Raw genomic sequence first — 22445 nt, forward strand, 5'->3', positions numbered from 1 at the left:
CTGTGTTTCCGACGGCTGTGTTCCAGAGTTCACGCTTGGGGCGAGCCCACGGCATGGCCGAGCGTACGTCGTAGGGATCACGTCCGATCAACATCGAGTATCGCGCCGCAACCGACGGTGTGCGGCTGTGCGCCTGAACGCAATGCAGAAGTACGCGCTTTCCCTCAGCTCGCAACACCTGGACAGTGCGCGCTGCGTCGTCGAGAACGAACTCGAGGTTCGCGTTGGAATCATGGCCGTCGTCGACCAACCAGAACTCGACGTGTTCGGAGCTGACCTGTCGGTTCCCCATGCGGCACAGGCTGACCACGGCGTCGTAGTCCGCAGTGGACACCGCATCGACGCCGCCGAGCATGACGCCGTCGTCGTGCGGGTGCGTCGTCAGGTGGTGGGTTCCGCGAAACCTCGAGTAGTCGAGTTCTGCCGTCGACGGCCAACCGTTCTTGTCGTCGGTACCGCCGCGAGCAGTCTTGATCGCCAGGCGAACCAGATCGGAGGAACGATATCCCGGCCAGCCGTGCATGATTCGGCGCCAGCGCGCGGGAACCGCCGACGCTCCCCAACGGGCGCCGAGAAGGCCACCCGCGATGGCCGCAGTCGTGTCGGTGTCCCCGCCGGCTCGTACGGCTGCTTCCAATGCGTACTGGAGGTGGCGAGCATCGGCATTGTCCGTAGAAGTGATGGCCCACCAAACAGTCTGAAGTGCATGCACCACCCAACCGTTCTTGGAGAAGTCCTGCGGGTTTCCGGTTTCGGCTTGATCGAGCAGCGGGCCCCAGTATTCGGCGACCTCCTGATCGGCAACGGAGAGGAAGCCGCGAACACCGTCGAAGTTGCCGGCGACAACGGCATGGCGGATGGCGTAGGTCCACAACTCGCACGCCTGTCCGGCACGCAGATCATCGTGCGTGAGTGAACTGATCCGGTGCGCGGCCGCCATGGCACCGTCTGCATGGTCCAAGTAGGCGAGGGCGACGGGAGCGGTGCGCATGAGTGAGCCGTTGCCGGCCTTGCGGCCGCTGATTACCTGCGCGCGATTTGTCATCGCGGCTGCGGTTTCGGATCGTGCCGACAGTACCGCTCGCGTCTGGTTGCCGATGTCCTCGGGCTTCGAGTCGTACCACCGGATGAACTGTGCTGCAATGGCATCGAGACCGTCAGAGTCTCCGATGTCGATTCCGGTCGCGGCCACCTCGGCAATCGCAACTGCCATCGAGGTGTCGTCAGTCCATTCTCCCGGCGCCCAGTTGAACGGGCCGCCGCCGATCATGTCGATGGCGACCTCGGCCTTCGGGTAGCTGAATTCGTAGCCGGCGCCGAGTGAATCTCCTGCTGCGGTGCCGAGCAGAACGCCGGCCGCTCGATCGGACTGCTGTGCGGTGAGTTTCATAGCCACCTCTTCGGTTCGCGATGATCGTTTGATCAATTTTGCGCTAACCATAGATCATATTTGAGATAACATGCAAGGGTGAATAAATGGACAGACGCGAGCGGTAAGGCATTGACGGACTATCCACGTCCGTCCGTGGCGGTGGACGTCGCGGTGCTGACGTACAGCGGTGGATCCCTGAAAGTACTGGTTGTCCGGCATCGTCTCGGCTCGCTGGCACTACCGGGAACATTTCTGCACGAGCGCGAATTGCTCACGGCCGCAGCCGATCGCGCCTTGTCGGTCAAAGCCGAATTGGCCGAGACGAACTTTCACCAGTTGGCGATCTTCGACCGACCGGATCGCGACGACCGCGGTTGGGTTCTGTCGGTCGCGCACACCGCCGGCCTAGTGGAATCGGCTTTGCCCGATTCAGCGCTTCTTGTCGATGTGTACGACGATGCGGCGGTAAGTGGGCTTGCGTTCGATCATGCCGAAATGGTGCGACTTGCGGTCACGGACCTGCGCACGAGGTATGCGTCGTACGTGGATCCGGACGGATTGTCGGGTGGATCGTTCACTGTTGCCGAACTCAGAGGCCTCTACGAGGTGATCTTCGATCGGCCGTTCCAGAAAGACAGCTTCCGCCGGCAGGTGATCGACGCGCTCGAAAGCACCGGCGAGATGAGTAGGCCAGGTAACGGCCGGCCGGCCGAGACGTACCGGAGGCGGGGTGACGGCGCACTGACTGCGCAGGCAATGGCATTTTTGACCGGATGAAGTGAAACGAATTCTTGCAATTCTGCTGACCTGACGCGCTGAGCTGGGTAATGTCCGATTGATGGGTGCAGTTTCGAATGAAGCCGAGTCCAAGATTCCGACCGTCGTGTGGGGTACAGGCAACGTCGGGCGTGCTTCGATTCGCGCTGTGACAGCCAATCCTGCCCTCGAACTTGTCGGCGTCATCGTTGCCAACCCGGCGAAGGTCGGGCGAGACGCAGGTGATCTTGCCGATCTGGGAGTGCACCTGGGCGTCGCTGCTACCGACGACGCCGAGGCCGTGCTCGCCGCGTCCCCAGGCGCGGTGGTCTACGCGGCGTCCGGTGACATTCGGCCCGATGACGCCGTTGCCGACATCACGCGGGCACTGGCGGCCGGAGCTGTGGTGGTCACACCATCCGTGTATGCGCTGTACGACCCGAAATCGGCACCTCCGGAACTTCGTGATCCCGTCGAAGCTGCTGCCAAGGCAGGCGGCGGCGTCTTGTTCGTCTCCGGTATCGATCCGGGTTGGGGTAACGACATCCTGCCGATTCTCGTCAGCGGGCTCGCGGGGACAATCGATCAGATTCGGTGTCAGGAAATCTTCGACTACACGACCTACGAACAACCGGATTCGGTGCGCTACCTGATCGGGATGGGTCAGCCGATGGACTACGAACCTCCCATGGTCGCGCCGACGGTACCCACCATGGTCTGGGGCGGGCAGATTCGGCTCATCGCGCGGGCACTCGGAGTGGAACTCGACGAGATCCGCGAGACCCTGCTACGCCGCCCGCTCGAGGAAACCGTGTCGACCGAACACATGGGGGAGTTCGCAGCCGGCACTCAGGGTGCATTGCGATTCGAGGTTCAGGGAATCGTCGGCGGGGAACCCTTGATCGTGATCGAACACGTCACGCGTATTCATCCGTCCTGTGCCCGCGATTGGCCGCTTCCACCCGACGGTGGCGATGGTGCGCACAAGGTGATCGTCGAAGGACGACCACGAATCGAGATCAACGTCGAGGCCACTGATGAGGGTGGAAATCGCGCGGCCGGCGGAAATGCCACGGCCGTAGGACGTCTCGTCAATGCAATTCCGTGGTTGCGTCAGGCCGAACCCGGCCTTTACGACGCGCTGGACGTTCCGCTCACACCAGGCGTCGGCAAGCTCGGTGCCCGAGACTCGGAGGTACTCACATGAATATCGACATTCCCGAAGGCAAGAACCCGATTGGCTACGTGTGGGGTGAGATGGTCCCCGGCATCGGACCTGCGGCGGCTGGATTCTCCCAAAAAGTCTACACGGACGGCACTCTCGGCCTCCGAGAGTTCGAAGCGGCCCGGCTAAGGATCGCTCAGATCAACGGATGCATCTTCTGTCAGGACTGGCGCACCGAGCGCGACGGCGAAACGGTGGAGTCGACGTTCGATCAGGCTGTCACCGACTGGCGCAACACCGATGCCTTCGACGACAGAACACGCCTCGCTGCCGAATATGCCGAGAGATACGCTCTCGACCACCATGGGCTCGACGACGAGTTCTGGGAACGCATGACCGCGAACTATTCCCAGCGGGAAATCGTCGAGTTGAGCATGTGCCTCGGGTCGTGGTTGGCCTTCGGCAGGCTCAACCACGTCCTCGGTCTCGACACTCAATGTGTGTTGCCCGGCAACTGAACCTAGTTACCCAGCGTTGTCAGATCCGGGTAGTTCGAGACTTCCCAGCCACCGTCGACTACCAGACTGGTTCCGGTGATGTACGAGGCGTCGTCGCTGGCGAGATAGAGGCAGGGGCCGGCGATCTCGTCGGGAGTTGCTGCTCGGGACATGGGGATTCGGCTGAGGAACATGTCGCGGGCGGGTTCGTAGTTCATGACCGGCGCAACCAAGGGTGTGTCGACCAGGCCAGGTAGAACGGCATTGACCCGGATTCGCGACGCAGCGAGTTCGATCGCGGCATTCTTGCTGAACATCTCGACCCCGGCTTTACCCGTCGCGTATGCGCTTCCATAGGGGCTCGGCACGTGCGCGTTGAGGGAGGACACGTTGACTATCGCGCCGCCGCGACCGTGCTCTCGAATATGTCGCGCTTCATGTTTGGTGCAGAGGAAGACGCCCTTCTGAACCAAATCGATGGTGAAATCCCAGTCGGCCTCGTCGAGGTCGACTATCTGCCCCACCCGCGATGCGCCGGCAACGTTGAAGGCAATGTCGATCCCACCGAATTCCGCTGCCGCCGCGGCAATTGCTTCGGCAACATCGGATTCCTGGGTGACGTCGGCCGGTGCGGCGAGATATGAACCGTCGTGTTGAGCCGCAATCGCCTTCAAAGCATCTGCAGCGATGTCGATTCCGGCTACCTGTGCACCTTCGCTGAGTAGCCGTAGGGAGATGGCCGCACCGATACCTGATGCCGCGCCGGTGACAACCGCGGTTTTGCCGGCAAATCTGGACGTGTTAATGGGCACCTGCCTTCAAGAACTTTCCGGTTCGGCGGTTGCCGAGAACCGGTGCTGCTTCTCCGTCGCCGAAGACGTACTCGCCGCCGACGAACACTGCGGTGACGGTCTGATCGTTGCGATTGACCATGCGTGAGAGGTTGTCGTACTCCACAACCGGGCTCTCCGCGTAGGTCTCGAGTGAATCGTCGAGATGGGCGGGATCGATGACGACGAGGTCGGCGCGGTCACCCAATCGCAGGTGTCCTGCATCCACGTCGTACCACTCGGCCAGTTCACCGGTGAGACGATGCACGGCTGCCTCGACCGTCATGAAGGGCTGGCCGATCTTCTGGGCGTCGTAGACTCGGCGCAACAATCGTAGGCCGAAGTTGTAGAACGCCATGTTGCGCAAATGTGCTCCGGCGTCGGAAAATCCGAGTTGGACGCCGTTGTCCCGGGCGAACTTGTCCAGAATTTCCGGCCGGTGGTTCGAGATGGTTGTGCGCCACCGAACCTTCGTGCCGTGTTCGAGGACCAGATCCAGGAAGGCATCGACAGGGTGGAGGCCACCACGTTCGACGCCGACCTGCCCGAAGCTCTTGCCGACCAGGGATTCATCTGGGCAGGATACGATTTCGGCGTCGAAGAAGTCGCGGTGCCAGACTTTGACGCCGAACTTCTGATCGTAGTCCTTGCGGAATTGCCGACGGTACTCCTCGCTCTGCATCAGAACGTTGCGTTCCATCTCATCGGTCAGATGCAGTGCCGCAGCGCCGGATCCGAACTCCTCGAAGACGACCAGATCGATTCCGTCGGCGTACACCTCGAAGGGGACCGGCAGGTGCTGCCAGCGCAAGTCGCCGCCGAGTCGATTGACCAGATGCGCCAGCGGGCCGAGAATTGCCACGGCAAACTTGTTCGACTTGATGTCTGCTGCAGAGAGCATGCTCGTTTTGAGTCGCTTACGCCAGAGGCCCACGCTGGTGAATGCCATGGCACCGGTGCTCACTGGATTGGTGGGGTCTGGTCCGGCCTGAAACACCCGTCCCCGGTTGCGCAGTATCGCGTTGAGTCGGCGGCGTTCCTTCGTCGTTGCATACGTCGACGGTAGGGTTCGTGAGCGACAGGTTTCGCCGTCGAGTTTGTCGAACAGTAGTTGCTGCCCGGACATTCCGACGAAGCCGGCGTCGAGCGCCTCGGTCAATTGTGCTTCCATCGATGCGAGTTCGGTGTCTGTGGGATGCACGTCCTTCCGCGTTGCACGGTCCAGTCCCATTTCTGCAGCACGCATGTCCGAGTGCCCGATGAAGGCTGCCACGTTGGGGCCTAACGGAAGCGCCTCGAGTGCAGCGACGTACTCTCTCGCGGAGCTCCAGGTCTTGGCACGCGTGAGTGCTTCGACGACGTGTTGACGAGGGATTGCTTCGACGCGGCCGAAGAGATCCCCGGCGTCGGACGGACTGGCGTGAATGGTGGACAGGGAACACGATCCGACAAAGATCGATGTGACCCCGTGCCGAAGGGATTCGCTGAGCGCAGGCCCTTCCAGGATCTCGACGTCGTAGTGCGTGTGAATGTCCACGATGCCCGGGATCACCCACTTTCGTCGCGCGTCGATGATACGGGGACAGTCGGTTTCGTCGAGAGGATCGAGGGAGATGGCAGTAACCACCCCATCGCGGATACCCAGATTGCGGACAGCTGGTTTGGCCCCGGTGCCGTCGAACCACAGACCGTTGTTGATCACGGCGTCGTAGGTCATGAGAGAACCACCTTTGCGCGTATCGTTTTTCCGGTTGCGTTGCGGGGCAGAGGAGTTGTGCTCAGTTTCCACTTGACCGGTACCTTGAAGTAGGCGAGTCGTTCGGCGACGTAGTCGCGTAGTTCTTCTTCGCCGGCGGCTCCCTCACTCCGCAAAACGACGACCGCCGCAACTTCTTGGCCGAGGTCTGCCGAATCAATTCCGATCACAGCGCATTCGAGTACAGCGGGATGCTCGTCGATGCACTGCTCGATTTCGAGGGGGTAGACGTTCTCGCCGCCGCGCAGGATCAGGTCGGATCGGCGGCCGGTCAGGCGGAGTCGGCCGTCTTCGAACACTCCGAAGTCGCCGGTTCGGAGCCATCGATCAGGCCCGATAGCGGCTGCAGTCGCTGTCTCGTCGTTCCAGTACCCCAACATCACATAGGGACTGCGCGCGCAGATCTCACCTTCCTCGCCGTCGGGGACTGCAACCCCGAAGGGATCGCGCACCTCCACGCTCACCCCGATGATCGGCCGGCCGAGGCTTCCGGGGAACGCGGCAAGTTCTGGTGGTGTGGCAACCGAAATGCCAGTGGAGGATTCGGTGAGCCCGTAGCTGTCGACCAAGGTGTGTTGCGCAAAAGGGAGTCGTGCGCGCAGGCGGTCCTGCAAGGCGGGAGATGACGGCGCAGATGCGAGCGCAAAGGCGCTCAGTGAGGTCAGGTCATATTTCTCGATGTCGCCGTGTTCGAGGAGACGGGTTGCCATGGTGGGTACGACCGCCCAGTTGGTGACCTTCTCGCGTTCGACGAGCGAAAGGACTTCGTCGATGTCGAAGGCGCCCTGGTGGATGACCACTGCTCCGCCCGTCGCGAGACGTGGGATCGCGAGGTTATGCAGGCTTGCAATGTGAAACAGCGGAGCGGTCAGCAGATACCGCAAGTCACTCGGTCGGCCGTCGCTGGGTTTGCCGGTGAACGCCGCAGCGAGGCGATCGCTGTAGCGGTGGTAGTCGATGACGGCCAACACGTTTCGGTGAGTGTGAACAGCCCCCTTGGGGCGGCCGCTGGTTCCGCTCGTGTACAGGATGACGGCCGGATCGTCCTCGTCGACGGAAGTACGGGGCAGTGCCGATCCCGAATACTTCGCCATCAAGGCAGGTAGATCTCCTTCCATCGTGAGTACGGGAACATCGGTGTTCAGTTCGGAAAGAATTTGTGCGCGTTTGGCGTCGGCGATCACCACTATGGGGGTGGTGTGATCGATGCCGTACGCCACCTCGCGGGCCACCCACCACGAGTTGAATCCGACGGCGATGGCACCGAGGGACTGAGCCGCCCAGAAGGTCATCACCCATTCCGGCGTATTGGCGGCAAGTATGCCCACCCGATCGCCTTTGCGGACGCCGTACCGCTCGCGCAGCGCTGTGGCCAATGCTGCTACGGCTTCACCGTGCTCGAGGTAGCTGAAGCGTCGGTCCTTGGTCACCAGGTAGTCGCGTGAGCCGTAGTCGAAGGACGCGGCGAGCACGTCGCCGAGTGCCTTGTCACGGTTCTTCATGACGGGCATCGAACTGCCGAGTACATCCTCGACTTGCATTTCGAAAGGACCACCGGGGCCGGTTAATCCGGCCATGACGGACGCGATGAATGCTTGTGTATCAGCGGAAGTAGTCACGTGAAGCGCCTTTCGAAGATCAGGGTACGAGCACTGCGCGTCCGGTGACCTTGCCGTGTTCGAGACGATCGAGTGCGTCGCGGGCATCAGCGAGGTCGAAGCGGGCTACTTCTACGGTTACCAGACCGGCCTGTGCCAGGGCGATGGAATCGACGAGGTCGTTTCTGGTGCCGCCATAGGACTTCCGGATCGATGCGCCCCACGGCCAGCCTGGTCCGCCGGCAGCTTCGGCGGTGATTCCGGGGTTTCCGCCTCCGAGGCCCACCATGCGATACGCGCCGTTCGGTGCAACCGCTTGAACCGACATCTGTGCAGTTGCATCGACACCGACGAAGTCGAAGATGACTTCTGCGCCTCTGGCCGATGTGAGGTCGAGGATCTGCCGCGCGGTGTCCGGTCCCGATTCGAGTGTGATGTCTGCGCCGCAGCGTTTGGCAAGATCGAGTTGATCCTGTCCGACGTCGACAGCGATGATGCGCACGGCACTGATTGCCCGAAGTATTTGTACTGCAACGTGACCGAGCCCACCGACGCCGATTACCACGGCGGTGGCACCGGGCTGAAGATGTTCGCGGGCGCCGCGAATGGCGTGGTAGCTCGTCAGCGCCGCATCGGCGAGTGGTGCGGCCTGCAGGAAGTCGAGGTCTCCGATGGGCACGAAGGAGCGAGCCGGAATCTTGACGTACTCGGCCATGCCGCCCTCAGGGCCGAGCCCGGGGCAGGGCGGCATTGCAGTGCGTCCGGCGGCGAGGCACATGTTCTCGTTGCCGCTCATACATTCTCGGCACTGTCCGCACGACCAACACAGGTAGACAACGCCGCGTTCCCCGGTGGAACGGCCGTCGACGGCACTGCCGACGGCTTCGATGGTGCCGGCGATCTCGTGTCCGATGGTCAGTGGTTCTTCGCGCATCTTGTACGGAAAGTGCAGGAGATGGAGATCGGAGTGACAGATTCCCGCTGCGCCAACCCGAATCAGTAGTTCCGACGGACCGATCTCCGGGACCGGCACGTCGTTGATTTCCAGGAGCCCGGGCCCCATGAGCTGAGCTGCCTTCATGAACTGACCTCGCTGACCTCGGAGTTGTATGCGGCGCTCAGGTAAGCGTTGCTGCGGTCGGATCCGATCAGACCCGGTGCCATCTTGTTCATGACGTAGGCGAAGGTCATCCGTCGGTCCAGATCGTTGACCAGCATCGAACCGCCGATACCGGCCCACCAGCAGGCGCGTCCGTCGGGAATCAGTGGCGCGGTAACCGGGTGCGGCAGTCCGTAGCCGATGCCGAACTTGAGTGGAGTCATGATCCCGAGATCGATACCGTCGGCTTGGATCTCGAAGATCAGGTCGATAGTGCTCTGCGAGAGCAGCTTCTGGCCGTCGAGCACACCCCCGCACGAGATCAAGGATTGGACCCTGGCGATAGAACGTGCGTTGCCGTGGCCGTTGACTGCGCCGATCTCGGCTTCCCGCCAGGGCGCGGTGTTGACCTCGGGGTAGTCGAGTAGTGGGCAGGTCAGGGTCTTGATGAAGATGCTGTCCTGATCGAGCGTGGACAGGTCGAATTCCAATGCGGGCGGCGGAACCAGAGTCGCGATTCGACCGAAATGCTCTGCGGACGTGCCGATGTGGAAGTCAGCGCCCAGTGGACCGGCAAGCTCTTCGGCAAAGAACCTGCCGAGAGTCCGCCCGTCGATGCGACGAATGACCTCGCCGACGAGATGGCCGTAGTTGATCGCGTGATAGCCCGACGCCGTACCGGGGGTCCACCACGGTGGCTGGGTGGCGAGGCGGGCGGTGGACGCCTCGAGGTCGTAGATGTCCTTCAGTTCGATCGGGCGCTCCCAACCGGAGACCCCGGACGTGTGTGACAGCAGGTGGCGAACTTCGATGTCTTCCTTGCCGTTTGCCGCAAATTCGGGCCAGTAGTGAGCAACCTTCTGGTACACGTCCAGTTGGCCACGTTCGACGAGGAGTAGTGCGCACAGTGCCGTCATCGTTTTGGTAATGGAGAAGGTGTTGACGATGGTGTCGCTGCCCCAAGGAGTGGTGCGAGATTCGTCGGCGTATCCACCCCAGAGGTCCACGACGGGTTCTCCGTCGACGGTGATGGCGATGGAGCCGCCGAGTTCCTCGCCGGATTCGAGTTGAGCCTCGAAGGCCGTGCGGACGGCTTCGAACTCGTTGTTGCAGTGACCGTTCACCAGACTCATGCGCGATCCGCCTTCTCGAGTTCGTGTGCGGCTGCACGCGCCGCAACAGGTAGCTTGTTTCCCGAGCCGTCGGCACGCTTGGTGCCCTTGGCGATTTCCTTGTTCATGTTGCGAACGTAGGGATCGAACTCGAGCTGGATGGTGTGCCGCGGCGACTTGTAATAGGGGGCGAGGAAGTACGCCTCGTCGGCCTTGGTGATCTCCTGCATCTCGTTCGCAGACGGCAGTTGGTACTTACCGGTCAGGTAGGCCGCGACGAGCTTGCTCTGCTGCTCGGCGAAGTTGACGAGTGTCGGCATGGGCTGCGCCAGTCCCATGAAGAAGAGGTTGTCGATGCCGGGCTTCATCATTCGCTTGAACAGTGGGAATCGGTTGTCCTTGTCCGGCAGCAGATTCGGATCACTGAAGAAGGGGAAGCTGATGTTGTAACCGGTGGCGCAGATGACCACGTCTACGTCCTCGGCGGTGCCGTCCACGAAGTGCACCTGCTTTCCGTCGAGTTTGGTGATGGCAGGCTTGAAGGTTATGTCGCCGGACCCGGCGCGTCCGAGGAACTCGCCGCTGGCCGACGGGTGGGCCTCGAAGGGGCGGTGGTCGGGTTTGGGTAGACCGTAGCCTTCCATCGTTCCCAGATTCTTGCCGAGGAATCGACGGCTCAGGAACAACCGTAGGCCACGCGGCATCCAGGGCGGGGTGATCAGTTTGTCGCCGGGCACTCCGCCCAGATATTTCGGCAGTACCCAGACTCCACGGCGAGCCGACACGATGAGCTTGTCGGCGAGGTATCTCTGGCCCAATTCGGAGGCAATATCCAAGCCGGAGTTGCCCATTCCGACCACGACTACCTTCTTGCCGCGCATGTCGACCGGGTCGAACGGGTCGTTGTAACTGTGGCTGTGCATGAGGACCCCGTCGAACTCGCCGGGGTAGTCCGGGATGTTGGGATCCCAATGATGGCCGTTACAGACCATCAGGACGTCGTAGGTGCGGACTTCACCGTCGGAGCGCGTGATGGTCCACAGTCCGTCGGCATCACGTTCTGCCGCAACAACACTGGTGTTGAAGATGATCGACTCGCGCAGGCCGAAGTGCTCGACGTAGTCCTTGAAGTACTGGAAGAGTTCGGAGTGGTGAGGGAAGTCGGGAAGGTCGGCAGAGACCGGGAAGTCCTCGAATGCCAAGCGCCACTTCGACGTGTCGATGTGCAGGCTCTGGTAGCAGGCCGACATCCCGTTGGGATTCTTGTAGTACCAGTTTCCGCCGACCTCGTCGGACGCTTCGTAGCAGTCGAAGGGTATTCCGAATTCCTTCATTCGCTTGGCCGTCGTGATTCCGGTGGGCCCGGCGCCGATGATGCACACGCTCGGCAAGGGGGAGGGGCTCATTCGCCATCGCTTTCTGTTCTGTCTCGGGCCTGCGAGCAGAGGAATCGAAGCCCGAGAAGTGACTTGAGTCATAGTGCGCCATTCGCTGACGTTGTGTCAATGAATGACGCAATGTTTTTTGATGACGGCGAGTCGGTGATTTGCCAGGAGGTCGAAATGCGAGCAAGGTGGGCGACGTGAGCACGACTACGGACGGCCCGAAGAACAGGCGGGGAACACTTCGCGACGAGCAGAAACGCGCGACGCGGGCCAAACTCGTGGACGCCGCACGCACGTTGTTCGAGGAACGGGGATACGCGGCTGTGACGGTCGACGACATCGCCTCGGTCGTCGGATGCAGTCGAGCCACGTTTTACGTGCATTTCGCCAGCAAGGTGGAGATGCTCAAAACAATCGGCGCGGCCGGGATGGCGGCGAGTGCGTTCGCTTTCTACATCGATCTCGATCGGGTCCTCGACACGAACTCTCGCGTGGAATTCACGGCTTGGCTGCAGCGTGCCTTCGACTGGTTCGACGAGAACAAGCGCCTACTGCCGGCGTGGGACGAGGCCGTGGCACTCGAACCGGAGTTCCGCGAGACAGCGCGAGACGGTATGACCCAACTACCGAATGCCATGCCCAAGTACCTGGGTCGGTGGCCGGCGGAACAGCACGACGAGGCGAGGTTGCGCGTCGAACTGCTCGTGAGTCAGTTGGAGCGATTCTTCACACGCTGGGCCGTGCAGGGGACGATCGACGTGACACGGGTTCAGGCCGCCGAGGTTCTGACCGACATTTGGTTCCCGGCTCTGTCGCCGGAATCTAAGGGCGTCGACGAGCGGTAGAGCCTAGTTCGGATCGATCTCCACGCCGATCGCACCGGTGAGCAGTTCTCGGGCTCGTTCGATGGGGATCGAGCCGCTCAGCCAGCGTTCGCTCAGACCCTCGACCAGGGCAGTGAGTCGCTCGGCGGCGTCGGCCGGGCTTGCCTTCGGATCGGCGAGCCCGGCGTCCTGCGCTTGGCGGATCAAAGATTCGACGTCGTCTGCCCACTCCTGCGTCGTGGTGCGTAGCGGTTCGCGCAGCTCGTCGGCGAAAACTGCGCTTGCTCGGAGTTCACCCCAGGCGATGCTGTTCTCTCGAATCTTCGGGGCATCCTGAAACTCCAGCAGAAGCATCTGCTCGAGCTGCGCACGAGGGTCTGTCTCCGTGAAGGCGCTTTCGGTGTACAGCTCGGCGCGATCGTTGATGTGATCGAGGGCCCGGCGCAGCACACCTGCGCGATTCTGGAAGTGGTAGTAGATGAGTGCCGTCGACACTCCGGCCTCGGCAGCGAGCGTCTCCACCCTCAGCCCGCGTACGCCGTGTTGGGCAATGACGCGGACTGCTGCTTCCAAGATTTGCGTTTGACGGTTCGACACGAGTCCGAATTCTACGAGGGTGGTCGGGACGGGTTTCTAGTCCGCGGGTTCCTGCTGGGTGGTGCAGTGAATGCCGCCACCACCGGCGGCGATGGCGTCGATGTTGATCTGCACGACGCGGCGGTCGGGGAAGAGGCGCTCCAATTCACTTCTGGCGGCCTGGTCGGCCTCGGGGTCACCGAACTCGGGTGCGATGACCGCCCCGTTGCACACGTAGAAGTTGATGTATCCGGCTGCGAAATCATCCGATTCGAAGTCGGGCCTGATCGCGACCGGCGCCTCGAGGACAACCACTTCGAGCTTCCGCCCCTGTGCGTCGGTCGCGTTCTGGAGAATCTCGAGGTGACGTGCGGTCACGTCGTGGTCGAACGACTCCGGGTCTGTGTCGAGGCCTGCGACCACGACACCTGGGCGTGCGAAACGGGCGTAGAAGTCCGTGTGGCCGTCCGTGATGTCCTTGCCGGCGATTCCCGGTAGCCAGATGATCTTGTCGAGACCGAGCAGGGGGCCGAGTTCGGCTTCGACGTCCGACTTCGACCATCCCGGGTTGCGGTTCTTGTTGAGTACACAGCTTTCGGTGATGATGGCTGTGCCTTCGCCGTCGACCTCGATGCCGCCGCCTTCGAGGATCAGGTCGGTAGGCAATGATTCGACTCCCGCACGGGCGGCAACGAAGGCTGCGACCTGGCCGTCCTGATCAAAATCCTGCTTTTCGCCCCAGCCGTTGAAGTTGAAATCGATACCCGCTTTGGTCCCGTTGCCTTTCACGAATACGGGGCCGGTATCGCGCATCCAGAGGTCGTCGAGAGGCGCGGTGATCAGTTCGACGGATGGGCCGACGAGGGTGCGAGCCAAGTCCAGTTCCTCGGAACGAACAAGCATCGAGACGGGCTCGAACTGCGCGATGGTCTGCGCGATCGTTGCGAGGTTGCGCTGGACCTCGGGCAGGAGAGCCGCTCCCCAGATCGCTTCACTGGCGCCGAATGCCATCCAGGTGCGCTTGTGTGGATCCCCCTCTTCCGGCATCACCCACTCGCGTGGATCGTCTTCGCCATTGCTCCCGCCCGAGGCGGAATCGGAATCGCTGCAACCTGCCAAGAAGAGGCCACTGAGCGCTGCTGCGCCTGCCTGAATGAACCGACGTCTTTGCATTGCGGTGACTCCTTCTGCTCTTCGCGTGCTCGCTTGGTCTTCGAGGAATCTGTTCATCGCGCGCGAGCGGGGCAACATCCAGCTACTGTTCGATCGCGCCAGATTTCTCCGGCGCCGACTTACTTGCACAGAGAATAGCTCCTGACTGAAAATTTAGTCAAGAAAGTAGTGATCATGAACGACGACATTCGGGATACCCGTCAGCCGATGGTGACTTCGCTCGGCATCATCTTGGGGTTCTTGCTGAACTTTCTGGCTCAGTGGGCAATTCGCGACGACGGCAAAGCGCCGGTGGAAACCACGACGGACTGGGTCATCGTGGTCACACTGTTCACAGCCGTCGCTCTGATGCTCGTAGTTCTCTTCCGGACTCTGAGTAGTTCGTACGAAGTGGAGCAGGCTCGCGAGAGGTATCGCGGCATTCTGCGTCTCTACTTGTTTGCCATCTCGCTCGTTTTTGCCGGAATGGCCGCCGCGTTGTTCGTGTAGTGGGGTCTGTCGGAACTACTCCGACGGAAGGTCACGAGTCGATGAGTCCTTCGGTCGCGCCTCGCCACCCACGGCGCTGGTAGTCCCGCGGCGACATACCGTGGGTAGCGACGAAGACCTTGGTGAAGCCGGAGGCGTGCGCGTAGCCGAGCCGGCGGGCAGTCTCTCCGGCCGAAAGGCCCTCCTCGAGATGGGCGCGGGCAAGGGTCATGCGCAACTGAGCACGCCAGTGCGGGTAGCTCTGGCCGGTGGCCGCTACGAAGCGTTTGTGGAGCATGTTCTTGTCGACGCCGAGTCGAGCGCTCCACTCCGACAGCGTGCGCGAATCTTTGGGGTCCGCTCGGAGCGCGGCCAGCATCCGCTCGACGGGATCGGTCTGACGGCCGGCGGGTGGACGCACCGCCGCGACACTTCGGACCTGCCTCGCGATCTGCGCCGGATCGTGGATCTCGGGGCGTAGGTGGGTGTAATTCGCGACCACCGTGTGCAACAGATACGCCTCCGCTTCGCGAGCGAAGTGCAGCACTCGTGGCGGCGGTGCGGTGACGGGAGAGGCGCCTGGCTGGGATCCGAGCGGAAGTAACAGTGAACCCTCCCCGATCTCGACGCTGTTGCGTACTCCCGCGGGAAGCCACATCGCGTCGCCCCGCCTCAGATTCCAGGTTCGGTCGCCGAAAGTGACCCGGGCGGAACCTCGGTAGATCCAGATGACGACGTGAAAGTCGTTGACCCTTGCCCACGTTCCGCTTGCGGCGATGGTCGGGGGTGCCGGTGCAGAGTCCGACTGGGCGCCTTCCTCCGACAACAGTGCGACGCCCTGTGCCAGAGTCTCGTTCTCCTGGATCGGCGTCGGGTGACGGTGGGCCCGCGCGTAGTCGCTGGGTGTCATGCCAGTGTGTTCACGGAACGCTCGGGTGAAGCCCGCGGGCGTCGCGAATCCCACCTGCATACCCGTCCAACCGATTTCGCGTCCGGCGTCCAGGTAAACGGTCGCCGCCGCGATCCGTGCCGTGGTGCGCCAGCGCACGAATGACAATCCCGTTTCCTCGGTGAACCTGCGCTGCAGAGTGCGGACACCGATCTTGAGTCGCGGGGCGAACTGGGCAAGGTCGGTGTCGTCGGCAGGCGTTCGTAGAAGCGTGCGAGCGATCTCGAGGGCCTCGGCCGAGCGTGGCAACTTCGGTGGGGCGTACGACACCGAAGCGTCGGCGTCGTGGGAATGGGCTCCCGCGACAAGCTCGAGTAGTCCGGCTCCCACAGCCGTCCCACCGCGCAGAAATCCCAAGTTGTGCGCGAATTGGTGGACGAGCCAGTCCTGCCAGGCTGCCGGGATCTCGAAGTCGATGATCCGGTTCAACGTGGGCGGCAGGTCGGCAGCGGGCATCGGAATGGGAAACGCGACCGCTCCCGGGTCGACCTTGATGCTGTATGCGATTCCCGCCGGTACCCACACTGCCGCCCCCACGGTCAGGCTGCGGACGCGGTCGCCGATCTGTAGTTCCGCGCGTCCGGTGCGGACCCAGAACAGCAGCGGTTCACGTTCATTCGCGATCGAGGCGAGTCGAGCAGCGGGGATCTCGGGTACTTCGCCCGCGGAGAACACCAACCGTGGTCCCACGATGCCCTCCTGATGTAGATGCCTTCTCGCGTAGGCGGCCGATGAGTGTAAGAAGTCGGCACGCACGGATAACCGTAGCCGATTAGGGCAGGCTAGCTTTATTTATGAGCCCTCCCGCCGTGATCGAACGTGGGCCGAACCCCCGTCTGTGCGCTTCCGAGGAGTCTTCCGTGCCCCGAAACACCCGTCCGACAACGGCGTATCCCGTCACCTTGCGCGAACTCGAGGTACGTCGCGTGACAGACGTGTCGCCGGGAATGCGAAGGGTGACGCTCACCGGAGCGCAGCTCGACGCCTTCACCAACGCGGACGGTCACGTCGAGCCTGCCTTCGCCAGCACAGGCTTCGACGACGACATCCGGTTGTTGTTCGCCTACCCTGGCGAAACCGATCCGGTCCTGCCGGTGATAGTCGATGGCAGTGTGACTTTTGCAGCGGGACGCCGTCCACTCGCCCGTGCGTACACCGTGCGACGCTACGACCCGCGAACAAGGGAACTCGACGTCGATTTTGTCGTTCACGGCGGTGGAGTGGCTACCACTTGGGCGCGCGACGCCAGCCCGGGCGGCCGGATACATATCGCGGGTCCCTCGGTATCACAGGGACTTCCGCATGATTACGAGCATCTGTTGGTCGTCGGTGACGAGACGGCGCTGCCTGCGATCGCACGTCTGCTCGAGGAATTGCCCGCCGACGCCAGGGGGCAGGTGTTCGTCGAAATTGCGGACTCGGTTCACATTCAATCGGTGCGCGAGTTGCCCGGGGTCAGCATCACGTGGTTGCCACGCGAGGAGGCCAACCCGGCACTACTTCTTTGTTGCTCGATGCGGTCCGTGCTGCCGAATGGTCTGACGGACGCGTATTCGCTTGGCTTGCCGGAGAACAGGCGACGGTTCGATCGCTCCGTCGATACCTCATCCGTGATCGGGGGATCGCGAAGACCGACATCGACTTCACCGGCTATTGGAAGCGCGGGGACACCGTGCGCGCAGATTCCTGACCTGGATCCATCACTCGGTAACACCCAAGGCGCTCAATAACACCGAAAGTGTTCGATAACACCGAAAGGCAGAAATGACAGTCCTGCGCACCAGACGATCACGGATCACCGGACTGATCGGGGCCGCGCTCGCCGCAGCGCTCCTCGTAACCGGGTGCTCGGCCTCGGCCGAAGACTCGAAAACGGCATCCTCTCCCGGTTCGGAAGGGAGTGCCCTTCCTGCGGCGGAAGGAACAACCACCTACCCGCTCACCTTGGAATCGCCCTACGGTACAAGCATTCTCGAGAAGCGGCCGGAGCGGATCGCCGCCATCGTGCCCAACGCCGTCGACACGGAAATGCTCCTCGCCCTCGGCGTCAAACCCGTCCTCTCTTCGTCGATGGTCAAGGAGTCGGCTTCCAAGTCGTACTTGGTGCCTTACGACGCAGAGGAACTCGACACCTTCGAGTTCGCGATGGGCGGCACACTTCCCGTCGAAGCGATCGCCGCGAGCGAACCTGACCTCATCGTCGCCGTCGGCTGGGCCGACGGCCTGGGTGGTTTGTCGATGGGCGATTACTACGAACGTTTGTCCTCCATCGCACCGGTGGTGACGAGCCCCGACACGAAGTCACGGATGCTGGTTCCGTGGAAGGAGTCGATCCGCGTACTAGGCGAGACACTCGACCTCTCGAAGGCTGCCGAAAAGATCGTGACCGACCACGATCAGTATTTTGCGAAGGTGCGTCAGGAGAACCCCAAACTCACGGGCCTCAACGCAACGTGGGCGATCTTCTACGGCACCGGCAATGGGCTGCAATATCTTTCAGCTCCTGGTTCAGCTCCGGCAGTCTTCTTGGGTGAGCTCGGTTTCGCCGAGAACCCGCGCGCACAAGGGTTCGTCACCCAAAGCACTGTCGGCGAGGAACTTCTCGAGAACATCGATGCGGACTTCCTGCTGATCGGCCGCAGTGCCGCCGGCAGCGAGGAAGATTTCGACAAGCTGACCGGCGGGAAGCTGTTCCAAGCACTTGGAGCGGTGTCCTCCGGTCATTGGGTTGGCCTGCCTCCTCGCACCGCCGACGGAGGGGATGTTCTGTGGGCAATCACGAGCGGAGGCCCGATCGGAACGATGTGGGCGGCTGAACATATCGTGCCGCTCATCAGCGCGAAGCTGTAGGTACACAACTGCAGATCGGAAAGCACTCACCCGTCGCCACATGATTATGTGGCGGCGGTTGTTCGTGTTGCGGCGATGACTGTGGGCATCCGCGCCGAGCCTCATTGTCGATGGCTTCGTTCACTGCGACGTGAAATACTTCACAATTCGGGCAGGCGTGAATGATCCGACCGGTCGTTCGCTTATGGTTCGCTGGTCGAGTTCGCGAGTAGTGGGAGAATCAGTGAAGGACAAGTTGGTCGGGGCACTGTTGTGCGCCACGGCATCTACAGGTTTGATTTTCGTGGGTGGCGGTGTCGCAAACGCAGGCACCTACATTCCCGCCGGTACCGATGGCACCTACCGAGTCGGCAGTGGCGAAGGCCAGATGCTGCCTGGTCTGTGGAGTACGTCTGGCGGCCGGTCTTGCTACTGGGAACGGACAGGTTACGGCCGGGACATCATCGCCAACAACTTCGGCGGTGGGCCGGAAACAGTGGAAATCATGTGGGGCGACACTAGTTTCACTTCCGACAGATGTGGTGCTTGGGAGCGCCACGCGCCCGTTCCCAACCCTATCCCCGGACTTCCGCCCATCGAAGCCGTTGATTACCGAAACATGATGTCGGCGCTGATTCCCCTGGGCGTTGGGTCGGCCGTCGTCGGCTCGTCAATGCTCCCAGCGTTGGTGCTCACGGGGAGCTGATTTACAGGTCCGTTCGCTGTGCGGGTCGAACGCTTTCATTGTGTTCGCCATGCCCGTCCATGCAGACCTCGCCTTAGGGCAAATGACATCAGAGAGTGATCCTGCGGGTGGGCTCCCAGATGGCAGGGTCGCGGTGGGTGACGACGAAGACGGTTGCCGCCAATTCCCGCACGGCGTAGGCGATGCGGCGTTCGGTGCCCTCGTCGAGAGCCGAGGTCGCCTCATCGAGCACCAGGACGGGAGCGTCTTTGAGGAAGGCGCGAGCGATCGCCACCCGCTGACGTTCGCCACCGGAGAGAGCGGCACCCTGGTGTCCGATATCCTGATGGATTCCTAGCGTCGAGCGATCGAGAACGGCACCGAGGGCAGCACGCCTGGCGGCGTCCTCGATCTCGGTTTCGGAAGCGCCCGGTCTTCCGAGTCCGATGTTCTCACCGAGAGTGCCCGAGAACACGAGTGGATCCTGGGGGACGTAGCCGATGTGCGCCGCCAGGTCGTCGTAGGGCAAGTCGCGCAATGAAACTCCGCCGAGAGTGACGCTGCCTTGGTCCGGGTCGTCGAAGCGCATGAGTAGCCCGAGAAGTGTGCTCTTGCCCGTACCGGAGCGCCCTGCGACGAGAACACGCTCACCAGCGGGGATCTCCGCGTTGATGCCATGCAGAACCGGAGCGTGGTCCACCACGACGACCTTGATGTCCGTTCCAACAGGGCGCGCGGCGTCCTGGGGTGCGGGCTCAGGCAGTGCGGGAGCCGAAGTCGCGGCGCGGTAGTCGCGAACCGTTGCGCGCAGTTCGTTGACTCCGATTCCGGCCAGGGCGAGTTCGTCGAGCGGCGCAGCGGCGCGAGCGGTGAGGATGACGAGGGCGAGAGCGGCTGCGGGATCGTCGAATCCGGTGGCGGCGAGGAAAATCACTGCGCCTGCCAGCGGCACAATGGTGGCGATCGCCGAGATGAATGTCGCTGGTGCCGCGGCGAGATTTGTCCGTGCGAGCGCAGCTTCCTGATCCCGCCAGCTTCGCTCGATGCGATCGACTGCACGCGTGGGACCGGCTGCCGTACGCAGTAATTCGAGATGGTCGGTGAGCTCGAGTGTCGACTGCGTTGCTGCGAGTTCGGCTTCGTGTCGGCGCTCGTCCGCTCGGCTGAGCGCGCGTTGGGCCAGCGTCTGAGCGGCGAGCGACACGGCGAGCAGTCCGCCGACGAGCAGCATGACGCCGGGTCCCGCAACGACCGCGATTCCAGGAAGCAGGAGCAGCGGGATCAGTGGTGCAACGAGGAAGGTCTGAAGTTGGTGCGCGGGAACGCTCATCAGTGACGGGATTCCGCGGCCGGCGACGGTGGCGAGCAGTGCCCGGTTGTCGTCGGTGAACCAGGACAGCTTCGCGCGGGCGAACGCGCCACCAAGAGTGTCGTAGAGATCGCCGACGAGTCGGGCGCCGGTGAAGTATCCGGCTCGCGAGACGAGCACGGTCACGAAGAGCGCGATCGCCGCCGTGGACAGGACGAGAACCGGCGACCGGTGATCGGCGATCGAGAGCGCGAGGGTGGTGTACGCGATCGCTTCGAGGACGGCAACGGACACCCAGCCGAATCCGATAGTGATCAAGCGTCGGCGGGCCGCATTGGCGCTGTTCATTATTCGGCTCCAGTCAGGGCTGCATTGTGCGAGGTGGCATCGTGCACATTTCGACCGCCGAGGTCGAGTCGATCGTCGGCATCATCTGCGAGAGCGGGGTCGTGGGTGACGATCACAATCGTTTTTCCTTCGTCATGTGCGAGGTGTCGCAATTCCTTCAGCAGTTCGGCGGCCGTGCGATCGTCAAGTGCACTGGTCGGCTCGTCGAGCAGCAGTACTGCTGCGGGCGAGAGGAATACACGAGCAAGCCCGACGCGCTGGCGTTCTCCTCCCGAGAGTGATGTGGCGTCGGCATCGAGGCTGACGTCGATCTGTGCCCGGCGTAGTGCAGCGGTGTATTCCGCGTCCGTTGCATCGGGTGCGGCCAATGCGATGTTCTCGCGCACCGTGGCAGGCAACACGTCTGCGCCCTGGGGTGTGAGCAGAATGGACTGTGGCCGCAGGTTCTCGTCGATCGCGGTGATGCAACGACCTGCGTAGCGGACGGTACCCAGTTCCGGGACTTCGAAGCCGGCCAATGCTTTCAGGAGCGTCGTCTTGCCCGCTCCACTCGGTCCCGTGATCGCAGTGATCGTGGCTGGGCGGAATGCATGCGTGACGTCGTCGATGACTCTGCGGTCCGCGATCGTGACAGTCAGGTTGACGATCTCCAGTCGATCGGAGGGACTCGAGGCCGGAACGGTTGGCGCTTCACCGGCAGGGAGGGTGGGTTCGTCCAGGGCTGCTGCGAGCCGGACTGCAGCAGAGCGTCCCGCCGTGACGTAGTCGAGGCCGTGCCCGAGCCGCAGGGCCGGTGTCACGATTGCGAGGCTGAAGAGGATGGTTGCGGCTAACGTCGGTGCATCCCAGCGAAATCCGACGGCATAGGCGATCGCGAACGTCGCCGTCGCCTGCATGAGGGAAACTGCGACGGCCGCGGGGGTAGCCACGAGTCGAACGCGCTCCTGCATTCCGCGAGTGAACCGTGCCGTCGATGCTGCATAGTCGGCGGCAGCGCCGGTCTGCGCGCCGTAGATCCGGCAGACGCGGATGCCGCGAGCATAGTCATCCACGGAGGTCACGATGTCGCCCATGACATCCGCGCTTTCAGCGCTGTGGCGCGCGGCCATTCGGGGGATCACGATCAGGTAGAACAGTGCGGCAACGATGCCGGGGACCAGAGCGAGAAGCGCCACGGGGCCGGCTGAGATGACCAGCACCGTGATCGTGACCGCGGGGACCACGATCAGCGTCGCGAATTCGGCCGGTAGGTGCGCAGTCATATGGTGCAGCGCCGAGATGTCGTCCGAGACGAGCCTTCTCAGTGCGTCGCCGCTGTAGCGGGACAGCGCACTTGCCGGCAGACGAACGAGGTGGGCTGCGAGCTGGCGTCGGAGCCTGGCCTCGAAGAGCGACTCGGCGTGGTGCGAGAGCCACGACGACGTGGCCGCGAGAGTTACGCCGACGAACCAGAGCGCACATGCCCATCCAGCCCAGCTCATCGACGGTTCACCGATGAGCTGCACGACGCACCAGAGCGCACCGAGCATCGCGATTCCCGACGCCGCCGCCGAGACCACCCCGGCTGCCAATGCAGGCAGCGCCGGGCGCAAGGCCGGGACCAGCGACGGTTCGACGAGAGGGCGGGGCATGGATAACTCCTTGAATCAGCGTCAGGATGCAGGCACGACAAGTGGCCGAAACCCAAGGCTAGGCTTCGGCCATCCTGTTTGGT

General features: G+C 62.6%; 19 protein-coding genes and 2 pseudogenes. 9 read left to right on the plus strand and 12 right to left on the minus strand.

Features of this window, described 5'->3' with window-relative positions:
- Nucleotides 1-547: 547 nt before the first annotated feature.
- Nucleotides 548-1441 (minus strand): annotated as a pseudogene (locus ACFWAD_RS04425) (ADP-ribosylglycohydrolase family protein); the annotation flags it as partial.
- A gap of 27 nt (nt 1442-1468) precedes the next feature.
- Between ACFWAD_RS04425 and ACFWAD_RS04430 the strand changes: the two are divergent.
- From ACFWAD_RS04430 to ACFWAD_RS04440, 3 genes are all read left to right on the plus strand, one after another.
- Nucleotides 1469-2149, plus strand: a complete 681-nt coding sequence (locus ACFWAD_RS04430; RefSeq protein ID WP_378530503.1) for an NUDIX hydrolase — start codon at nt 1469-1471, stop codon at nt 2147-2149.
- A gap of 61 nt (nt 2150-2210) precedes the next feature.
- Nucleotides 2211-3335 carry a dihydrodipicolinate reductase gene (locus tag ACFWAD_RS04435; RefSeq protein ID WP_378530505.1) on the plus strand — a complete coding sequence of 375 codons (1125 nt, stop codon included), beginning with the start codon at nt 2211-2213 and terminating at the stop codon, nt 3333-3335.
- Complete coding sequence (locus tag ACFWAD_RS04440) at nt 3332-3811, plus strand: carboxymuconolactone decarboxylase family protein (RefSeq protein ID WP_378530507.1); 480 nt, start codon at nt 3332-3334, stop codon at nt 3809-3811. The genes ACFWAD_RS04435 and ACFWAD_RS04440 overlap by 4 nt, the downstream gene beginning before the upstream one ends.
- Before the next feature lie 2 nt (nt 3812-3813).
- Here ACFWAD_RS04440 and ACFWAD_RS04445 read toward each other — a convergent pair whose 3' ends face one another.
- The 6 genes from ACFWAD_RS04445 to ACFWAD_RS04470 are packed head-to-tail and all read right to left on the minus strand — an operon-like array spanning nt 3814 to nt 11591.
- On the minus strand, nt 3814-4602 hold the full coding sequence (locus tag ACFWAD_RS04445) for an SDR family NAD(P)-dependent oxidoreductase (protein ID WP_378530509.1): 789 nt from the start codon (nt 4600-4602) through the stop codon (nt 3814-3816).
- Nucleotides 4592-6337 (minus strand): amidohydrolase family protein, encoded by a 1746-nt coding sequence (locus ACFWAD_RS04450; protein ID WP_378530511.1) that lies wholly within the window; start codon nt 6335-6337, stop codon nt 4592-4594. Before ACFWAD_RS04450 ends, ACFWAD_RS04445 begins: the two co-directional genes overlap by 11 nt.
- Nucleotides 6334-7995, minus strand: coding sequence for a class I adenylate-forming enzyme family protein (locus ACFWAD_RS04455; protein WP_378541678.1), 1662 nt, complete (start codon nt 7993-7995; stop codon nt 6334-6336). The genes ACFWAD_RS04450 and ACFWAD_RS04455 overlap by 4 nt, the downstream gene beginning before the upstream one ends.
- 19 nt (nt 7996-8014) lie before the next feature.
- Nucleotides 8015-9055, minus strand: coding sequence for an NAD(P)-dependent alcohol dehydrogenase (locus ACFWAD_RS04460; RefSeq protein ID WP_378541680.1), 1041 nt, complete (start codon nt 9053-9055; stop codon nt 8015-8017).
- Complete coding sequence (locus ACFWAD_RS04465; RefSeq protein WP_378541682.1) at nt 9052-10206, minus strand: serine hydrolase domain-containing protein; 1155 nt, start codon at nt 10204-10206, stop codon at nt 9052-9054. The genes ACFWAD_RS04460 and ACFWAD_RS04465 overlap by 4 nt, the downstream gene beginning before the upstream one ends.
- Entirely contained in the window at nt 10203-11591 is a 1389-nt protein-coding gene (locus tag ACFWAD_RS04470; protein WP_378541684.1) for a flavin-containing monooxygenase, read from the minus strand. Before ACFWAD_RS04470 ends, ACFWAD_RS04465 begins: the two co-directional genes overlap by 4 nt.
- Nucleotides 11592-11758: 167 nt before the next feature.
- Between ACFWAD_RS04470 and ACFWAD_RS04475 the strand changes: the two genes are divergently transcribed.
- The gene (locus ACFWAD_RS04475) at nt 11759-12415 is read left to right on the plus strand and encodes a TetR/AcrR family transcriptional regulator (protein ID WP_378541686.1); all 657 of its coding nucleotides are present in this window, start codon (nt 11759-11761) and stop codon (nt 12413-12415) included.
- Between the two features lie 3 nt (nt 12416-12418).
- Here ACFWAD_RS04475 and ACFWAD_RS04480 read toward each other — a convergent pair whose 3' ends face one another.
- Both ACFWAD_RS04480 and ACFWAD_RS04485 read right to left on the minus strand, forming a co-directional pair.
- Entirely contained in the window at nt 12419-12991 is a 573-nt protein-coding gene (locus ACFWAD_RS04480; protein ID WP_378541688.1) for a TetR/AcrR family transcriptional regulator, read from the minus strand.
- A gap of 36 nt (nt 12992-13027) precedes the next feature.
- Complete coding sequence (locus ACFWAD_RS04485; protein ID WP_378541690.1) at nt 13028-14143, minus strand: agmatine/peptidylarginine deiminase; 1116 nt, start codon at nt 14141-14143, stop codon at nt 13028-13030.
- A 174-nt stretch (nt 14144-14317) separates the two neighbouring features.
- Between ACFWAD_RS04485 and ACFWAD_RS04490 the strand changes: the two genes are divergently transcribed.
- Nucleotides 14318-14632 carry a hypothetical protein gene (locus ACFWAD_RS04490; protein WP_378448288.1) on the plus strand — a complete coding sequence of 105 codons (315 nt, stop codon included), beginning with the start codon at nt 14318-14320 and terminating at the stop codon, nt 14630-14632.
- Between the two features lie 31 nt (nt 14633-14663).
- Here the strand turns inward: ACFWAD_RS04490 and ACFWAD_RS04495 are convergent, their stop codons facing one another.
- Nucleotides 14664-16250 carry a helix-turn-helix domain-containing protein gene (locus tag ACFWAD_RS04495; protein ID WP_378541692.1) on the minus strand — a complete coding sequence of 529 codons (1587 nt, stop codon included), beginning with the start codon at nt 16248-16250 and terminating at the stop codon, nt 14664-14666.
- Between the two features lie 257 nt (nt 16251-16507).
- On the opposite strand from ACFWAD_RS04495, the pseudogene ACFWAD_RS04500 reads away from it, so the two are divergent.
- From ACFWAD_RS04500 to ACFWAD_RS04515, 4 genes and pseudogenes are all read left to right on the plus strand, one after another.
- Nucleotides 16508-16966, plus strand: a pseudogene (locus ACFWAD_RS04500) (siderophore-interacting protein); the annotation flags it as partial.
- Between the two features lie 59 nt (nt 16967-17025).
- Nucleotides 17026-17250, plus strand: a complete 225-nt coding sequence (locus ACFWAD_RS04505; RefSeq protein WP_378542908.1) for a siderophore-interacting protein — start codon at nt 17026-17028, stop codon at nt 17248-17250.
- 74 nt (nt 17251-17324) lie between these two features.
- Nucleotides 17325-18410, plus strand: coding sequence for an ABC transporter substrate-binding protein (locus ACFWAD_RS04510; protein ID WP_378541694.1), 1086 nt, complete (start codon nt 17325-17327; stop codon nt 18408-18410).
- A gap of 223 nt (nt 18411-18633) precedes the next feature.
- On the plus strand, nt 18634-19095 hold the full coding sequence (locus ACFWAD_RS04515; RefSeq protein WP_378541696.1) for a hypothetical protein: 462 nt from the start codon (nt 18634-18636) through the stop codon (nt 19093-19095).
- A gap of 88 nt (nt 19096-19183) precedes the next feature.
- Here ACFWAD_RS04515 and ACFWAD_RS04520 read toward each other — a convergent pair whose 3' ends face one another.
- Together ACFWAD_RS04520 and ACFWAD_RS04525 are read right to left on the minus strand one after the other, a co-directional pair.
- The gene (locus ACFWAD_RS04520; RefSeq protein WP_378541698.1) at nt 19184-20731 is read right to left on the minus strand and encodes an ATP-binding cassette domain-containing protein; all 1548 of its coding nucleotides are present in this window, start codon (nt 20729-20731) and stop codon (nt 19184-19186) included.
- On the minus strand, nt 20731-22362 hold the full coding sequence (locus tag ACFWAD_RS04525; protein ID WP_378541700.1) for an ATP-binding cassette domain-containing protein: 1632 nt from the start codon (nt 22360-22362) through the stop codon (nt 20731-20733). The genes ACFWAD_RS04520 and ACFWAD_RS04525 overlap by 1 nt, the downstream gene beginning before the upstream one ends.
- Nucleotides 22363-22445 lie beyond the last annotated feature (83 nt).

This window comes from Rhodococcus sp. NPDC059969, from assembly GCF_042738325.1.
In the GTDB taxonomy this organism is placed as follows: Bacteria; Actinomycetota; Actinomycetes; order Mycobacteriales; family Mycobacteriaceae; genus Rhodococcus_F.

Excerpts from the sequence above, each read along its gene's own strand:
- ACFWAD_RS04435 (WP_378530505.1), top strand. The coding sequence starts at position 2,211 with ATGGGTGCAGTTTCGAATGAAGCCGAGTCCAAGATTCCGACCGTCGTG.
- ACFWAD_RS04440 (WP_378530507.1), top strand. The coding sequence starts at position 3,332 with ATGAATATCGACATTCCCGAAGGCAAGAACCCGATTGGCTACGTGTGG.
- ACFWAD_RS04450 (WP_378530511.1), bottom strand. The coding sequence starts at position 6,337 with ATGACCTACGACGCCGTGATCAACAACGGTCTGTGGTTCGACGGCACC.
- ACFWAD_RS04460 (WP_378541680.1), bottom strand. The coding sequence starts at position 9,055 with ATGAAGGCAGCTCAGCTCATGGGGCCCGGGCTCCTGGAAATCAACGAC.
- ACFWAD_RS04465 (WP_378541682.1), bottom strand. The coding sequence starts at position 10,206 with ATGAGTCTGGTGAACGGTCACTGCAACAACGAGTTCGAAGCCGTCCGC.
- ACFWAD_RS04470 (WP_378541684.1), bottom strand. The coding sequence starts at position 11,591 with ATGAGCCCCTCCCCCTTGCCGAGCGTGTGCATCATCGGCGCCGGGCCC.
- ACFWAD_RS04485 (WP_378541690.1), bottom strand. The coding sequence starts at position 14,143 with ATGCAAAGACGTCGGTTCATTCAGGCAGGCGCAGCAGCGCTCAGTGGC.
- ACFWAD_RS04490 (WP_378448288.1), top strand. The coding sequence starts at position 14,318 with ATGAACGACGACATTCGGGATACCCGTCAGCCGATGGTGACTTCGCTC.
- ACFWAD_RS04510 (WP_378541694.1), top strand. The coding sequence starts at position 17,325 with ATGACAGTCCTGCGCACCAGACGATCACGGATCACCGGACTGATCGGG.
- ACFWAD_RS04520 (WP_378541698.1), bottom strand. The coding sequence starts at position 20,731 with ATGAACAGCGCCAATGCGGCCCGCCGACGCTTGATCACTATCGGATTC.
- ACFWAD_RS04525 (WP_378541700.1), bottom strand. The coding sequence starts at position 22,362 with ATGCCCCGCCCTCTCGTCGAACCGTCGCTGGTCCCGGCCTTGCGCCCG.